Source organism: Streptacidiphilus jeojiensis, assembly GCF_042510965.1.
In the GTDB taxonomy this organism is placed as follows: domain Bacteria; phylum Actinomycetota; class Actinomycetes; order Streptomycetales; family Streptomycetaceae; genus Streptacidiphilus; species Streptacidiphilus jeojiensis.
On the sequence record NZ_JBEUKS010000003.1, the window covers coordinates 591,041 to 606,351 of the forward strand.

The 15,311-nt window shown below is 71.8% G+C and carries 13 protein-coding genes; 7 read left to right on the forward strand and 6 right to left on the reverse strand.

All coding sequences use genetic code 11. The annotated features are described in order from the left end of the window. Positions 1 to 65 precede the first annotated feature (65 nt). On the forward strand, positions 66 to 449 hold the full coding sequence (locus ABUW04_RS11695; protein WP_380564448.1) for a VOC family protein: 384 nt from the start codon (positions 66 to 68) through the stop codon (positions 447 to 449). Between the two features lie 348 nt (positions 450 to 797). Here ABUW04_RS11695 and ABUW04_RS11700 read toward each other — a convergent pair whose 3' ends face one another. The 5 genes from ABUW04_RS11700 to ABUW04_RS11720 all read right to left on the reverse strand — a co-directional run bounded on the left by ABUW04_RS11700 (position 798) and on the right by ABUW04_RS11720 (position 6,364). Continuing rightward, the gene (locus ABUW04_RS11700) at positions 798 to 1,889 is read right to left on the reverse strand and encodes a LacI family DNA-binding transcriptional regulator (protein ID WP_030261466.1); all 1,092 of its coding nucleotides are present in this window, start codon (positions 1,887 to 1,889) and stop codon (positions 798 to 800) included. A 23-nt stretch (positions 1,890 to 1,912) separates the two neighbouring features. Next, the gene (locus ABUW04_RS11705) at positions 1,913 to 2,857 is read right to left on the reverse strand and encodes a carbohydrate ABC transporter permease (protein ID WP_380564449.1); all 945 of its coding nucleotides are present in this window, start codon (positions 2,855 to 2,857) and stop codon (positions 1,913 to 1,915) included. 10 nt (positions 2,858 to 2,867) lie between these two features. After that, a complete protein-coding gene (locus ABUW04_RS11710) occupies positions 2,868 to 3,773 on the reverse strand; it encodes a carbohydrate ABC transporter permease (RefSeq protein ID WP_380564450.1) in 906 nt (301 codons plus the stop codon). A gap of 30 nt (positions 3,774 to 3,803) precedes the next feature. Then, positions 3,804 to 5,249 carry an N-acetylglucosamine/diacetylchitobiose ABC transporter substrate-binding protein gene (gene ngcE / locus ABUW04_RS11715; protein ID WP_380564451.1) on the reverse strand — a complete coding sequence of 482 codons (1,446 nt, stop codon included), beginning with the start codon at positions 5,247 to 5,249 and terminating at the stop codon, positions 3,804 to 3,806. A 98-nt stretch (positions 5,250 to 5,347) separates the two neighbouring features. Continuing rightward, positions 5,348 to 6,364: a hydroxyacid dehydrogenase gene (locus ABUW04_RS11720; protein ID WP_380564452.1), complete on the reverse strand. Its 1,017-nt coding sequence runs from the start codon at positions 6,362 to 6,364 to the stop codon at positions 5,348 to 5,350. 270 nt (positions 6,365 to 6,634) lie between these two features. Here ABUW04_RS11720 and ABUW04_RS11725 point away from each other — a divergent pair, with 270 nt between their 5' ends. After that, positions 6,635 to 9,571 (forward strand): polysaccharide lyase family 8 super-sandwich domain-containing protein, encoded by a 2,937-nt coding sequence (locus ABUW04_RS11725; RefSeq protein WP_380564453.1) that lies wholly within the window; start codon positions 6,635 to 6,637, stop codon positions 9,569 to 9,571. 86 nt (positions 9,572 to 9,657) lie between these two features. Here the strand turns inward: ABUW04_RS11725 and ABUW04_RS11730 are convergent, their stop codons facing one another. Further along, entirely contained in the window at positions 9,658 to 10,941 is a 1,284-nt protein-coding gene (locus ABUW04_RS11730) for a serpin family protein (RefSeq protein ID WP_380564454.1), read from the reverse strand. Positions 10,942 to 11,067: 126 nt separating this feature from the next. Between ABUW04_RS11730 and ABUW04_RS11735 the strand changes: the two genes are divergently transcribed. From ABUW04_RS11735 to ABUW04_RS11755, 5 genes are read left to right on the forward strand one after another with little or no spacing between them, the layout of a single operon-like run. Further along, positions 11,068 to 11,628, forward strand: a complete 561-nt coding sequence (locus tag ABUW04_RS11735) for an RNA polymerase sigma factor (protein WP_380564455.1) — start codon at positions 11,068 to 11,070, stop codon at positions 11,626 to 11,628. Next, positions 11,625 to 12,335 carry a hypothetical protein gene (locus tag ABUW04_RS11740; RefSeq protein WP_380564456.1) on the forward strand — a complete coding sequence of 237 codons (711 nt, stop codon included), beginning with the start codon at positions 11,625 to 11,627 and terminating at the stop codon, positions 12,333 to 12,335. The genes ABUW04_RS11735 and ABUW04_RS11740 overlap by 4 nt, the downstream gene beginning before the upstream one ends. Beyond that, a complete protein-coding gene (locus tag ABUW04_RS11745) occupies positions 12,332 to 13,075 on the forward strand; it encodes an ATP-binding cassette domain-containing protein (RefSeq protein ID WP_380564457.1) in 744 nt (247 codons plus the stop codon). Before ABUW04_RS11740 ends, ABUW04_RS11745 begins: the two co-directional genes overlap by 4 nt. After that, a complete protein-coding gene (locus ABUW04_RS11750) occupies positions 13,072 to 14,616 on the forward strand; it encodes a hypothetical protein (protein ID WP_380564458.1) in 1,545 nt (514 codons plus the stop codon). Before ABUW04_RS11745 ends, ABUW04_RS11750 begins: the two co-directional genes overlap by 4 nt. Beyond that, positions 14,613 to 15,248 carry a hypothetical protein gene (locus tag ABUW04_RS11755; RefSeq protein WP_380564459.1) on the forward strand — a complete coding sequence of 212 codons (636 nt, stop codon included), beginning with the start codon at positions 14,613 to 14,615 and terminating at the stop codon, positions 15,246 to 15,248. Before ABUW04_RS11750 ends, ABUW04_RS11755 begins: the two co-directional genes overlap by 4 nt. Positions 15,249 to 15,311 lie beyond the last annotated feature (63 nt).

Consider the following 15,311-nt stretch of genomic DNA (forward strand, 5'->3'; position numbering starts at 1 on the left):
GCGGACTCCTCGACGCCCTGGGCCGACCTGGGCAACGGGACCGCGCGGCCGATACCGTGCGGCCCATGCATCGGAGCCGCGTCTACGCCATCCTGATCGACACTCCCGAAGCCGAGGCCGCTCGGGCGGCCTCCTTCTGGTCCGCCGCCCTCGGTGCGCCGGCTCAGCCAGTACCCGCCGAACCGCAGTTCACCGCGCTCCACGACGCCCTGCCGGGGCTGGTCACCGCGATCCAGGCGGTCGACGACGCACCTCGATTCCACCTCGACATCGAGACCGACGACGTCGAAGCCGAGACCGCGCGCCTGCTCTCCCTCGGTGCCACCCAGGTAGCGCAGTGGCTGGAGCGCCACGTCCTGCGCGCCCCCGGCGGACACCTGCTGTGCGTGCTGCCCGTGCACAGCGACCCGGAGGTCTTCAGGACCCAGGCCCGTACCTGGCCCTCCTGACATCTCGTCAAGCCATCACTGCCGACCCGTTCAACGAACTACCGGTGACACCGGTACAGGTCCCGGCCTCCACCAGGAGCTGCAGTTGGGGCAGAGCGGCGGCGACCGCCCCGGGAACGGTCGCGTCCTGCGCGTTGATCAGCGCGAGCAGATCGGCCAGGGCGAGCCGGTCCAGCCCGGTCCTCAGCGGTGGTCATGGTGGTGCTCCCAGGGGACTCAGGGACGGTCGGAGATGAGCATGGGGGATCAGGTCCAGCCGGTGCGGGGGGAGATCCGGTGGTCGTGGTCCGGGAGGAGCAACTGCGGTCGGGGCGTCGTCCGTCGGGACATGGTGCGGAGGGTGTCCTTTCAGGACGCGGGTCGCCGAACGGTGCCGCGGATCACCAGGTGGGTGCCCAGGACGGTGTTCTGACGCATCGCCATGGTCATCGGGTCGTCCCGGTGCAGGGCCAGCCGCATCGCGGTGCGTCCGAGCTCCAGGTGCGGGACGTGCACGGTGGTGAGGCCGGGGACCACGTCCAGGGCCGTCGGCTCGTCGTTGTAGCCGACCACCGAGATGTCGCCGGGGACGTCGACTCCGGCCTCCCGCAGGGCTGCCATGGCGCCGGCGGCGACCAGGTCGTCGTAGCAGAACAGGGCGGTGAACGGCAGCGGGCCCTGCTCGACCAGTGCCTGGACGGTGCGGTACCCGAACTGCCGGGAGGGTTCACCGTCGGGGCGGCAGTGCCGCACCAGCGCCGGGTCGGGCTCGACCCCGAAGTCCCGCAGCGCGCGCCGGTAGCCGGCCAGCCGCGGTGCGGTGGTGGTGTAGCCGGGCGGACCGCCGAGGAAGGCGATCCGCCGGTGGCCCAGGGACAGCAGATGGCAGACGGCGGCGAAGGCGCCGCCCTCGTTGTCGTACTCGACCACGGTGATCGGCAGCGCCGGGTCCGGCGTCGGGCGTCCGCAGAACACCAGTCGCGAGCCCGCGCCGTCCAGGGCCTGGGCGAGCCTGCCGATCCTGGTCCGGTACTCGGGGGAGTCCCGCACCCCGCCGATCAGCACCACGGCCTCGGTGTTGCGCTTCCGCAGCAGCTCGATCAGTGCCATCTCCCGGTCCGGGTCGTCCATGGTGGTGCACACCAGGCACATCCGGTCCTCGGCCACGGCCTCCTGCTCCACGCCCCTGGCGACCTGGTTGTGGAACGGCCAGGTGATGTCGGCGAGCAGGATCGCCACCGTGCGCGAGTTGGCCACCGACAGGGAGCGGGCCTGCTCGTTGACCACGTAATCCAGGTCCTCGATGGCCTTGCGGACCCGGCGCCGCACCTCGGCGGAGACCGGCCGGTTTCCGGTGAGCACCCGGGAGACGGTCGCGGTGGAGACCCCGGCCCTGGCGGCGACGTCGCGCACGGTGGCGGCGCGGGCGGGGGTCGGCGATGGCTCAGAGGCATCCGGCATACCGGGAGTATAGGGATGAGTGATCACTTGAGCAGTCCCACGCTGAGTCCGGTCTGCACCTTCTTGGCCAGGGCGAGGTAGAGCGCGACCACCGGGAGCGCCGCGATGACCAGTCCGGCGAACAGCGCGCTCCAGTCGTTGGCGTAGCCCTGCTGCACGGCGAGTGCGGCCAGGCCCTGGGAGAGCAGGTACTTGTGCTGGTCGGAGTTGAGCACCAGCGGCAGCAGGTACTGGTTCCACATGCCCAGGAAGTTGAAGATGGCGACGCTGACCAGCCCCGGCTTGGCCATCGGCAGCATGATCCGGAAGAACACGCCCTCCTGCGAGCAGCCGTCGATGACGGCGGCCTCGGCCACCGAAGTGGGCAGGGTGCGGAAGAAGCCGGTGAGGAAGAAGACCGTGAACGGCAGCGCATAGGCGGTGTAGACCAGGATCAGCCCCGGGTAGCTGCTGAGCAGGTTCAGGTTCTTCACCACGAAGAACAGCGGGACCAGGGCCAGGAACACCGGGAAGGTCATCCCGGCCACGAAGGCGTAGTAGATGACGCGGTTGCCGGGGAAGCGGAACCGGGCCAGCACATAGGCGGCCATGGAGCCGAGCAGCATGGTCAGCGCCAGCGCGCCGACGACCACGATCACGGTGTTGACGAAGTACTCGCCGATGTCCGCCTTGGTCCAGGCCCGGACGAAGTTGTCGAAGTGCCAGGTCGCGGGCAGCTTCCAGGGGCTGGCGAACAGCTCGTTGTTGGTCTTGAAGGCGCTGACCAGGGCCCAGAGCAGCGGGACGGCGGCCAGCAGCGCCCAGACGCCCAGGAATCCCTGGGTGGCCCCGGTGCCGAGGCGGCGGGACAGCCGCCCGGCAGGCCGGTGCGGACTGCTTCCGGCAGCCTGCGGGGAATCACCCGGCGAGTCGGACCGCGGGCCGGCGTCGGGCTCCGCCGACAGCGGAGGGGTGGTGGTGTCGGTCATTGCGGCCTCCTCAGAATTCGATGGTCTCGCGGCGCGACAGCCCGAAGGTGGCCGCGGCCATGAGCAGGGTCAGCAGGCACAGCACCACGCCGATGGCCGACGCGTAGCCGAACTCCCCGTTCTGGAAGGCCGCCTGGTACAGGTACTGGGCCACCACATTGGTGGAATTGTCGGGGCCGCCGTCCGGCAGCAGCACCTCGAACAGCGCGAAGGCGTCCAGTGCGGCGATGCCCAGGTAGATCCAGGCGACCTGGACGGTCTCCCGCAGCAACGGCAGGGTGATCCGCCACATGGTCTGGGCCCGGGAGGAGCCGTCCAGGTCGGCGGCCTCGTAGATGTCCTTGGGGATGGACTGCATGGCGGCGCTGAACAGCACCACGTAGAAGCCGACCCCGGTCCAGACCATGATCGCGGCCAGGGACCACAGGGCCACCGCCGGGTCGCCCAGCCAGGTGGCCTTGAGGCTGCCCAGGCCGACCGCGTCCAGGGCCGAGTTGATCGGCCCCAGCTGCGGGTTGTACAGGAACTGCCAGAGCACCGCGGTGATGACGGCGGGCAGGATGTGCGGCAGGAAGAACAGCTTCTGGTAGGGCCCGGCGCCGCGCACCCCCTTGACCGTCCCGGCCGAGGCGCCCACGTTGAGCGTGCTCGCGAAGAACAGCCCCAGCGCGATGGTCACCAGCGGGACGGCCACCAGCAGCAGCGCATTGTGCTCCAGGGCCGTCCAGAAGCCGGGGTCCGAGGCCAGCTTGCGGTAGTTGGCCAGGCCCACGAAGGGCTGGGCGGCGGTGAAACCGGTCCAGCTGGTCAGCGAGATGTAGAAGGCCTGGGCGAACGGGGACAGCACGAACACCCCGTAGAGCGTGAGCGGCGCTGCCAGGAACAGCGTGATGATGCGGTACTTTCCGTGCCCCATGGCAGCGAACTCCGTTCTTCGTCAGGACGGTCAGCGGGTGTACTTCTTGATGGAGGAGTCGGCGGTCACGGCGTCGGCCGTGGCCTGCATCTTCTTCAGGAAGCCCGCCGCGTCGCTGCGCCCGGCCAGCAGGTTGCCGATCTCCGTCTTCAGGGTCGTGGCCATGGTCGGGTACCAGCTGGGGAAGAGGTACATGAAGGTGTTGTCCCCGGCGGCGGTGATCGCCTTGGTGACCGAGCCGAACGCGGTCGAGCCGAAGTCCTGCCCGGAGGCCGCGCCCTTGACCACCGTCGGCGCGTGGGTGAGCTCGGAGAAGTGGGTGGCCGCGGACTGGGACAGCATGATGCGCAGGAACTCCAGGCCGCCGCGGACGTTCTTGGACTGGGCCGGGACGATGTACTTCTCGCTGGCGCCGGTGTAGAGCGCGGTGACCGGCAGCTGGTCGGCGGCGGTGAGCGAGGGGAGGGTGCCCAGGACCATGTCGAAGCCGTCGGGCGTGATGCCCTTCATCTCGGCCTCGATCCAGGAGCCGCTGGGGTAGATCGCCGCCTTGCCCTGGACCCAGGAGGTCTGTGCCTGGGTGTGCGTCAGACCGGCGCTGCCGGACATCATCCAGCCGTTCTTGACCAGCGCGGCTATCGCCTGGGCGGCCTGCTGCATGGGCTCGGACTGCCAGGCGCCGGCCTTGAGGTTGTCGATGTCGGTGACCGTGCTCACGCCGCCGAGCTTCACCGCGAGGCTGATCAGCGGCTGCATGAAGTAGTCGGGGGCGGTCTGGCCGCCGTAGGCGAAGGGGGAGATCCCGGCCGCCTTGATCTTCCCGGCCAGGGTGACCAGTCCGGACCAGGTGGTCGGCCACTCCCAGCCGTTCTTCTGGAACAGCGACTGGGAGTACCAGAAGCCGTAGGCGGTGTAGACGTAGGGCAGTGCCATCACCTTGCCGTCGAAGGTGGTCGCGGTCAGCGCCCCGGGCAGCAGGGTGTCGGCGACGGTCTTGGACGGGTCGTCGATCGAGGGGGCCTTGAGCAGGTCGCTGAGGTCGGTGACCTGGCCGTTGCCGACCAGGGTGCCCAGCACCATGGCGCTGGCACCGCTGTTGTCGATGACCGCGGGCGGGTTGCCGGCGACGAAGCGCGGCTGCAGCTCGGTCTGGACCTGCTGGATGCCGTTGTGGGTGATGGTCGCCTTGGGGAAGGACTTCTTGTAGATGGCCTCGTCGAACTTGGCGTAGTCGTCGCCGTAGCCGCCCTTGAAGACGTAGACCTCCAGCGGCGCTGAGGTGTCGACACCGAGCGGGTTGGCCGCGCTGGTGGCGCCGGCGGCGGGGGAGGTGCCGGAGGAGGCGTCGCTGCCGCCGGTGGCGCAGCCGCTGAGCAGGGACACGGCGGGGACGGCGGCGATTCCCAGCAGGCCGGTGGTGCGCAGCAGGGATCTGCGGGTGAGCGGGGCGACGGTGTTCAGGTTCGGCTTGTTCATGGCTGTTCCTTTCGAGGGGGTGGAGCATGAGGGGTGGAGCATCGGGGTGAGGGTCGGATCGGGCATCGGGTCGGGCATCGGGTCGGTGCGGTTCGGGTTCAGGCGGTGGTCGCCAGTTCCTCGGCGGCGACCAGGCCGAGCAGCGGCAGTCCGGCCGCGAGCCGCTCGACCTCGGCCACGGCGAATTCGCCCAGGCGGCTCACCTCGCTCCCCATCGCACCGGCGACATGGGGGGTGACCAGCACGTTCGGCAGGGTGAGCAGCGGGTGTCCGTGCGGCAGCGGTTCGGGGTCGGTGACGTCGAGGACGGCGTCGATCCGGCCCGAGGCACATTCGGCGACCAGTGCCTCGGTGTCGATCAGGGCTCCGCGCGCGGTGTTGACCAGCACGGCGTGGTCCGGCAGCAGCGCCAGCCGACGGGCGTCCAACAGGCCGCGGGTGCCGGGGAGGAGCGGGGCGTGCACGGTGACCACGTCGCTGCGGATGAGCAGGTCGTCGAGCTCGACCAGTTCGACCCGGCCGTCCGGAACCAGCGCGGCGGCCTGTGCCTCGGTGATGGTCGGGTCGCTCACCAGTAGCCGGAACCCGTGTCCGGCGAGCATGGCGAGCACCAGCCGACCGGTGCGGGAGGCGCCGACCACCCCGACCGTGCGGCCGTGGTTGCCGGTGTCGGGCTGGACCGAGTAGTCCCTGAAGCCGGTCGAGGTGTACTCGTTGGCGAGCCGGAAGGCCCGCTTGCCCGCCAGCAGCACGGCGCTGACGGTGTACTGGGCCACCGGCAGGGCGTTGACGGCGGCCGCGGAGGAGACCAGGACCCCGCGGTCCCAGACCGTCGGGCTGACCAACTCCTTGACCGAGCCGGCCGCGTGGACCACGGCGCGCAGTTTCGGCGCGGCGTCCAGGACCCAGTCCTCGACCACCGGGCAGCCCCAACCGGTGATCAGCACGTCGGTCCCGGCGAGTGTGTGCAGGACCTCCGGCTCGGCGAAGTCGGTGGCCGCCAGCACGCGTTCGATCCGTGCGGTCGCACTCAGCCGGGCCATCAGCGGCTCGGGGAGCACGCTGGCGACGAGATCGGGGCGCATGGCGATCATTGCGGTCAGCTTCTCGGACACGAGGAGGCTGGTCTCCTTGGTGGTAGCAGTGCAGGCAATCGGTTACACGAGATGGCGAGATTCAAGCTTTTCGACTCATGGTTCGTCAATACCTGCGAGGAAGAAGCCCGGTAGATGTGGTGATTCACAGCGATCCCAAGCGCCGTCGGCTGGTAACCGATTGCCTGATATTCCGTCGAATCCGTTGACGTGTCGCTGGAAGGCGCTTACCTTCTCGTCAATCGGAGCGGGAGGCTCCGGGCCTGCGGACGCATCGGCGAGGAGACCCCCATGAGTACGCACTTCACCCGACGACGGATCCTTCAGCTGGGCGCAGCCACCACGGCGCTGGCGAGCACGGCCCAGTGGGCGTCCGCGCCGCACGCCTGGGCCGACGACGCCTACGACACCCTGCGCGGGCGCTGGCTGGAGCTGCTGACCGGCACCGGCTTCGACGCCACGGCGGCCCCCTTCGCCTCCGCGCTGTCCACCATCGGCACCCAGGCCTCGACCTACCAGGGCGCCATGACCACCAGCGGCAGCTCGCTCTGGAGCGATCTGCCGCTGGGCAGCGTCTCGGCGAACATCACCTCCAGCTACAACCGCCTGAAGACCATGGCCCTGGCCTACGTCCAGCCGGGCACCGGCCTGACCGGCGACGCGACCCTGGCGGCGGCGGTGACCAGCGGTCTGGACTTCCTCTGCGCCAACGCCTACACCGCCTCTGCGACCACGTACAACAACTGGTGGGACTGGCAGATCGGCAGTCCGGAGGCGCTGCTGGACACCTGCGTGCTGATGTACTCCCAGTTGAGCTCCACCGAGATCGCGAACTACTGCGCCGCCGTCGACCACTACGTACCGGACTCCGCCGTCTCCTCCTACAGCGGGACCAGTACCGGGGCCAACCGGGTGGACCTGTGCCGGGTGATCGCGCTGCGCGGTGTCCTCGGCAAGAGCTCCGCCAAGCTGGCGACCGCCACTGCCGCGCTCTCCCCGGTCTTCCCCTACGTGCTCACCGGCGACGGGCTCTACGCCGACGGCTCCTTCGTCCAGCACACCTACGTCCCCTACACCGGCTCCTACGGCGAGGTGATGCTCGGCGGCCTGAGCCGGATGCTCTGGCTGCTGTCCGGCTCCACCTGGGCGGTCACCGACACCGGGCAGCAGAACGTCTTCGACTCGGTCGCCAACGCCTATGCGCCCTTCCTCTTCAACGGCCTGGTGATGGACGGAGTGGTGGGGCGGGCCATCAGCCGGGGCCTGGCCGTCACCGACCCGCTGCAGATCCAGCAGGACGACCACCGGCGCGGACACACCCTGATCGCCGACATCCTGCGCCTGGCCGACTCGGGAGTGGCCTCCAGCACCCAGAGCGCGCAGTGGCTGGCGACGGTCAAGGGCTGGATGCAGCGCGACTACTACAGCCCCTACCTCTCCGACGCCACCCAGGGAGTGCCGGAACTCGCCCGCGCCCAGACACTGTTGAACGACTCCACGGTCACCGCCTCGGCCGAGCCCTCGGGCCACCGGGTCTTCGCCATGGACCGCGCCGTGCACCGCCGCAGCGGCTGGGCCGCCGCGGTGAGCATGTGCTCGGCCCGCACCACCTTCTACGAGAACGGCAACGGGGAGAACGTCCGCGGCTGGCACACCAACAACGGCATGCTCTACTGGTGGGGCGCCGGCTACGGCAACGGGCAGTACTCGGACGCCTTCTGGCCCACCGTCAACCCCTACCGGCTGCCCGGCACCACGGTGTCGACACTGGCACTGGCCGACGGTGCGGGCGGAGTCTGGGGCGCGGCCCACCCGGCCGCGGTCTGGGCCGGGGGAGCCACCGACGGCAGCTACGCGGCGATCGGCCAGGACGTCCGGGGCCTGTCCAGCACCCTGACCGGGAAGAAGTCCTGGTTCTTCCTGGACGACTCGGTGATGTGCCTGGGCGCCGGGATCAGCTGCACCGACGGCGTCGCGGTGGAGACCGTGATCGACAACCGCAACCTGGGTGCGACCGGCACCCACGCGCTCACCGTCAACGGCACCTCGCAGTCCACCACCCTCGGCTGGTCCTCACAGTTCACTGCGGCGAGCTCGATCGCGATCGCGGGTTTCGGCGGCTATGTGTTCCCCGGCGGGGCCACCGTCAACGCCCTGCGCGAGGCCCGGACCGGGGCCTGGTCCGACATCAACTCCAACGACATGACCACCGAGGTGACCCGCCGTTACCTCACCCTCTGGTTCGACCACGGCACCGATCCGACGGCCGGCTCCTACAGCTACCTGCTGATGCCCGGCGCAACCGCCGCAGCCACCGCGGCCCGCGCCGCCGCGCCGACGGTCAGCGTGCTGGTCAACAGCGCCACGGCGCAGGCCGTCACCGACACCGCCTCGGGCGTCACCGCCGCCAACTTCTTCGCCGCCGGCACCGCGGGACCGATCACCGTGAACGCACCGTGCTCGGTGCTGATGGTCGAGCAGAGCGGCACCCTGACGGTGACCGTCGCCGACCCCTCCCGCCTGGCCTCGACGGTGCAGGTGACCGTCGCCCGCTCCGGCTACACCTCGGCCACCGCGGGCACCGGCATCTCGGTGCTGTCCTCGTCCGGCGGGGCGATCACGCTGCTCGCGGAGGTCGGCGGCAGCCACGGCGCCTCCCGCACGGCGACGCTGAGCACCTCGGGCACCGCCCTCACCGCCTCCGCACTGACCCTGCTCGCGCCCACCGCGGACAGCTACGTCCGGGACGGCAGCGCCTACAACACCGTCAACTACGGGACCGCGACCACGCTGACGGTGAAGAACACCAACAGCACCGCCAGCGGATACTCGCGCCGGGCGCTGTTCGCGTTCGACGCCTCGGCGGTCACCGGAACGGTCTCCCGGGCGGTGCTGTGGACCCACGGCAACGTCGCCGACTCGGGCGGCACCCAGACCACCCTGCAGGCCTTCGCCACGGCGAGCGACACCTGGACCGAATCGGCGGTGACCTGGAACACCGCTCCCGCCCTGGGCACCGCGCTGGGCACCGGCCAGATCTCCACCGCCGCGGACTGGATCGGACTCGACGTCACCACCGCGGTCGCCGCCGCCGTCACCGCGGCAGGTGGCGACGGTACGGCCTCGCTGGCGGTCTGGGAACCGCTGGGCGCGGTGGGCCTGGCGGTGCTCCTCAACAGCCGTGAGAACGCGGCCTACCCGCCGGTGCTGCAGATCATCAGCAGCTGAGGGGGCCGGACGCCGCTGCCCTCGGTGAGGCCGAGGTCAGCGGCGGACCGCTGCCGATGCCCGGGCGTCGGACCGATCGGGGCGGATCAGCTCGCGAGCGGGTCGAGGACCTGGCCGAGGAAGAGGATCTGGCCGGTGGTGGTGTCGCGGACGGCGAAGACGAACGGATGGTCGAAGTCCAGCTGGATCCGGGCCGGGGCGACCGCGCCCATCCCCACGCCGACGCCGGTCGCGGCGGCCGCTGTGGTTCCCCGCTCGTCCACATCAACCTTGGTGCGCTGGACCACGGTGGTGACATGGAGGGGGGTGTGGTCGGTGGTGATCGCGCCGAGGTCCGCGTCGCCGGTGAAGGCGGTCCGCATGCCCAGGGCGCGCAGCGCCCCGCTCAGCTCGCCACCGTACTCGAAGTGGAACTTCGGCAGATGGATCCCCGCCTGCTGATGAGAGCTGCCCAGCGCGGCGACGGCCGCGGCCAGCTGTGCGCCGGTGGGCAGTCGGGTGCTGGTCGCGGAGTCGGGAAGCAGCAGGTCCATCGCCAGGTGTCCGCCCTGGTAGGGGAGTTCGGCAGCCTGCCAGCCGGGGATCGAGGCGGTGCTGACGTAGTGCTCCGACCTCATGGTCTCCACCGGGACGGTGCTGCCGTCCGCGAGGTGGAAGTCGGCCTGGGAGGTCTGGTTGGGGTCGAACGGTGATGCCCAGTCGGCGTGCAGGTAGAGCGCGTCGGTCAGCACCAGCCGGGTGTCGGAACCCAGGGCGCCTTGGTCGAAGAGCTTGGTGATCATCTTTCGGGTCTCCTGGGAGACCGTCGCATTGATCGCGTCGGTGGCCTGGTCGGCGTGGTGTGCGAAGTCCGCGGTGTGCACGCCTGTCGCGAAGGCCGCGGCCAGCGTCCGCAGATAGGTCCGGTCCAGCTTCAGGCCCTGCTGGGCCCAGAGGTCGTCGGCGTAGCTGAGCTGGTTGTGGTCCTTGGCGGCCTGGGCCTGCTCGTCCCTGCGCAGCGTGCCCAGCGCGGCGGCGTACTCGGCGGCGGAGAGCCGCGTGCCGAGCAGCTTGCGGATCTCGTCGGCGGTCGCCCCCTGCGCGCCGGGCAGCAGTAGCGCCAGCGCGCCTTGCAGGCTGGCGGGGGAGACCGCGAGGTTCTGCTTGCCGGCCTGGTTGTTCGAGCCGGCCAACTGCCGGAGCAGATCCAGACCGAGGGCGGTCCCGCCGGCCGCCGCTGCCTGCCGGTCTGCCGCCGGTGCCACGGCGGCTGCCGCGGACACCCGCACCAGCGTCCCGTCGGCCGTCCTGTCGTTGTTCCCGCCGCTGCTGTTCGCGCTCCCGCACCCCGTCAGCACGGTCAGCGCCGCGGCCAACAGCAGTCCCGACACGCGTGTCCTCCGCTGTACTGTCATGCCGCTTCGACGTGCCGGCCGGTGATCGGGTTCCAGCGCCCGGCGCGTGGATTCATCCGGATCTGGTGAACCGAACCCCGGTGCGGCGCAATAGAGGTGGTGATGGACGACGACGAGCTGATCGCCCGCCTGGCCGGCGGCGACGACGGGGCGCTGCGAGAGCTGTTCCACCGTCATGCCCCGTGGCTGGCGGCACGGTTGAGCCGAGTGCTGGCGGTCCAGGATGTGGAGGACGTGCTCCAGGAGACCTTCCTGGCGGTCTGGCGCAGCGCCGCCGGCTACCGGCCGGTGGGCTCCGCGGGCGGGTGGCTGTGGGTGATAGCGCACCGCCAGGCCGCGGCCTGGCTGCGCCGGCACGGCCGCGATCCCAGCCCGGTCGACGACCTGGTCCTCGCCGCCCTGCGCGGCCCCGACCCGGTCGGCGACGTGGCCGACACCGTGGTGAACCGCGCCGAACTGGCCGCGGCCGTGGCGGCGTTGGGGCCGGCGACCAGCACCGAACGTGAGGTCTGGCACCTCTACTACGTACAGGACCAGCCGGTGCACGAGGTTGCGCAACGGCTGGGCGTGCCCTCGGGCACGGTCAAGAGCCGGGCCCATCGGGTCCGGCGGCTGATGCAGGCTGCGCTCCTCGGACGCGCGGTGCGGGAGGAGGGGCTGTGAACTCTGCGCCAGGACAGGTTCCGGACGGGCCGGAACCGGACCTCGAACGGGTCTGGCTGGGAGTCGCGTCCGAGGTGTGGCGACGGCGGCCCGGTCCGTGCGAGCGGCTGGCCGCCAGGGCGCTGCGCTCCCCGGGGCTCGCCAGGGCCCTGCTGACCACGCCGTCCCTGCTGCTGCCCTGGCTGGTTGCCAGTGTGCTGGTGTTCGCCCTGGGTGCGGTCGCCTCGGTCGGCACGGGCCAGCCGGTGGTGGCGCTGGCCGCGCCGGCGCTCGCCGCGGTCGCCGTCGCCTATGCCTACGGTCCCGGGCTCGACCCGGCGTGGGAGCTGTCCCGGAGCATGGCCGTCAGCGACCGCAGCGTGCTGCTGGCCCGGGTGCTGGCGGTCTTCGCCCTGGACGCCGCGCTGGGGCTGCTGGCCTCCGCCGTTTCGGGCGCCGCCGCCGCGGTCGCCTTCGGCTGGCTGGCACCGATGACCGCGGTCTCGGCCCTGGCCCTGGCCGTGGCGACGACGGCGCGCTCGCCCAACGCGGGTGCCGCCGCCGGCATGGGCGCCTGGGCCGTCGCGGTGCTGTCCGGGCAGTCCGCCACCGGGCGGGTCGCCGAGGCCGTCACCGGTTCCGCCTTCGTCCTGCCCTGCCTGGCCCTGGCGGCCGGCTGCTCCGTTGTCGTGCTGGTGATGACCAGAACTCCGAAGGGACTGTCATGAACGTCGAGATCAACGACCTGACCAGGCGGTTCGGCCGCACCCGGGCGGTGGACGGCGTCGACCTGCGCACCGGGCCCGGGGTGCTGGGGCTGCTGGGTCCCAACGGCGCCGGCAAGACCTCGCTGCTGCGCATGATCGCCACCGTCATCCCGCCCAGCTCGGGCACCCTGCGGCTGCTGGAGCGAGATCCCGGCGCGGCGGGCCCGCGCCGCGAGATCCGGCGCCGGCTCGGCTACCTGCCGCAGGACCTGGGCTACTACCCGGGGTTCACCGTGGTGGATTTCGTGGAGTACTTCGCCCTGCTCAAGGAGGTGCCCCCGGCCCGGGTGCCCGCCGCGGTGGCCGCGGCCGTGGAGCGGGTCGGCCTGGGGGACAAGGCCAAGTCCAAGCTGCGCACCCTGTCGGGAGGCATGCTCCGTCGCGCCGGGATCGCCCAGGCCATCGTCAACGATCCCGAACTGCTGCTCTTCGACGAGCCCACGGCCGGCCTCGACCCCGAGCAGCGGGTCGAGTTCCGCACCCTGCTGCGCGACCTCGGCACCCGGGCGACCGTGGTGGTCAGCACCCACCTGGTCGAGGACGTCGGGGCCGCCTGCGGCGAGGTCGTCCTGATGCACCAGGGGCGCATCGCCTTCCAGGGCACGCCGGAACAGCTCACCGCCCGCGGTGAGGGACACGGCACCGGTGACGCCCCGCTGGAACGCGGCTACACCGCGGTGCTGGCGGAGGCCCGCTCATGAGCGCCGTGCTGCTGCCGGCCAGGGCGCCCCGCCGGATCGCGCTGCCGGGCGTGCTGAGGACCAGCGCCGGCCGGCTGCTGCGGCTGGAGCTCCGCCGCAGCCCGATGCTGTGGATCCTGCCGCTGGCGGTCCTGGTCTTCTGGCTGGACACCTACCGCAGCACCATGGTCCTGCCCCCGCTGTGGGGCTCGCGGGCGCTGATTCTCCGTCAGGGCTCGGCCGCGGACGACTTCGCCCCCTTCGTGATCGGCGCCGCCGCCTGGGCGGGCGGCCGCGACCGCCGGCGGGGCACCGACGAGCAGGTGGGGGCCACCGCCCTGCCACGCTGGGCGGCCCGGCTGACCACCTGTACGGCCGCGCTGTGCTGGGCGCTGCTGGCCAACCTGCTGTGCGTGGCAGCGCTCTACGGGGTGACCGCCGCCCAGGGCGCCGCGGGTCGGCCGCTGTGGTGGCCGGTCGCGGTCACCGAGGTCGCCGTGCTCGCCTTCGGCGCCGCCGGGTTCGCCGCCGGAACGCTGCTGCCCAGCCGGTTCACCGCGCCCCTGGCCGCCATCGTCGTCGCCCTGATGCTGCGGCAGACCCTGCGCAGCGGCGGCACCTTCGCGTTGTTGTCACCCACCGTCTCGCCCATGTACTCGCTGGAGGTGCTGCGCCCCGACGCCGGGGTGTTCACCCCGTACCTGCCCGATCTGTCGATCACCAGGATCCTGTTCATGGGCGGCGCCGCGGTGGCGGCGCTGGGCCTGCTGGGCGTGCAGCGCACCTGCGGTGCGATCGGGCTGCGCCGGGCCGCCGCGGCCGTGGTCGCCGTCGGGCTGGCCGCCTCGGTGACCGCCACCGTCCTGGTCGGCACGGCGAAGGCCACCGCCACCGGAGTGGTCGTCCCGGCCCTGCACGACGCCGCGGACGACCGCCCGATTCCCGCCGTCCTGGTCTGCTCGCCGGGCGCGGTGCCGGTCTGCCTCAACCCGGTCTACCGCCGCTATCTGCCGGCCGCCACCGCGGCGCTGGACCCGCTGCGGCGCGAGGTCGCCGGGCTGCCGGGCGCCCCGGTGCGACTGGACCAGGTGGCCGCCCCGGAGCGCTTCCCGCAGGTGGCCGCCGCCCGGATCACCGGGACGCCGCCGGTCGCGCAGGTCTCCTTCGACTTCGGCTACGACGGCGCGGTTTGGCTGGGCCCGGGCGGACAGGGCCGCGGCTGCTGCTCCGCGGTGCAGCTGTGGTCCAGCGCCGCGTACCTGCACGCCCAGGTGCTTCCGCTGGTGGCGGTCCCGGTGGTGGACGGCCTGGTCGGTCACGCCGGGCCGGCCCAGCAGGCGGTGTCCGAGGGACTGCTGCAGGCGGTCGGCGTGCCGTCCGACGAACTGGCCGTGCTGGTGGCCGTGCAGGCCGCCCCGGCCGGGCTGTCGGGACCGGGCACCCCGGTCCAGGCCGCCGGGCAGCGGTTCGCCGCGCTGCCCGCCGCCACCAGGCACGCCTGGCTGACGGCCCACCTCGCGGACCTTCGGGCCGGCCGGATCACCCTGGACCAGCTGCCGTGAGCGCGCTGACCATGGGGGCGGCCGGAGGCCGGGCCCTTCGCCGCGGCGCAGCCGTGCGGTTGGTCCGACTGCATCTGCTGAGCCGTCAGGTGCCCGGCGCGCTGCTGGCGCTGGTCGGCTGCGGGATCGCGCTGCGGTGCACACTGCTGCTGCACTGGGCTGTCGGCGACGGCGCGGCCGCGCAGCAGACGCCGCTGCTGATCGAGGCGGCGGCCGCGTCGGTGGTCGCCGTAGCGGCCCGCAACCCCTTCGGCGAGAGCGAGCGCAGCACCGGGCGGTGGCTGCCGTACCTGCGGGTCGGCAGTGCACTGGCGCTGACGGGCGCTGCGGTGGGCCTGCTGGCCGCGGGCGCGGCGGGTGCGCACCTTCCGGGGGGATGCTGGGAACTGCTGCGCAGCGTCGCCGGGCTGACCGGCATCGGCCTGCTGTCGGCCGCTGCCCTAGGCGGCGCGGTGTCGTGGGTCGGACCGCTGGCCTACACGGTGGTCGCGGAATTCGCTCTGGCCGCAGCCTGGCGCACACCCTGGATCTGGGTCACCAGGCCGGGCCACGACACCGGCGCGGGACTGTTCGTGGTGCTGGTCCTGCTGGCAGGGGTCGTCCTGATCGCCCTGCGCGGCCCGCGTGACTGACCTGGGCCGTGGTGGATCTCCGTGCCCACGGATGTCGCTCAGGTGATGATATGTCAATTCAGG

Bases quoted from the DNA above. Each gene is read 5' to 3' on its own strand.
- ABUW04_RS11695 (WP_380564448.1), top strand. From the start codon at position 66: ATGCATCGGAGCCGCGTCTACGCCATCCTGATCGACACTCCCGAAGCC.
- ABUW04_RS11700 (WP_030261466.1), bottom strand. From the start codon at position 1,889: ATGCCGGATGCCTCTGAGCCATCGCCGACCCCCGCCCGCGCCGCCACC.
- ABUW04_RS11705 (WP_380564449.1), bottom strand. From the start codon at position 2,857: ATGACCGACACCACCACCCCTCCGCTGTCGGCGGAGCCCGACGCCGGC.
- ABUW04_RS11710 (WP_380564450.1), bottom strand. From the start codon at position 3,773: ATGGGGCACGGAAAGTACCGCATCATCACGCTGTTCCTGGCAGCGCCG.
- ngcE (WP_380564451.1), bottom strand. From the start codon at position 5,249: ATGAACAAGCCGAACCTGAACACCGTCGCCCCGCTCACCCGCAGATCC.
- ABUW04_RS11725 (WP_380564453.1), top strand. From the start codon at position 6,635: ATGAGTACGCACTTCACCCGACGACGGATCCTTCAGCTGGGCGCAGCC.
- ABUW04_RS11735 (WP_380564455.1), top strand. From the start codon at position 11,068: ATGGACGACGACGAGCTGATCGCCCGCCTGGCCGGCGGCGACGACGGG.
- ABUW04_RS11745 (WP_380564457.1), top strand. From the start codon at position 12,332: ATGAACGTCGAGATCAACGACCTGACCAGGCGGTTCGGCCGCACCCGG.
- ABUW04_RS11750 (WP_380564458.1), top strand. From the start codon at position 13,072: ATGAGCGCCGTGCTGCTGCCGGCCAGGGCGCCCCGCCGGATCGCGCTG.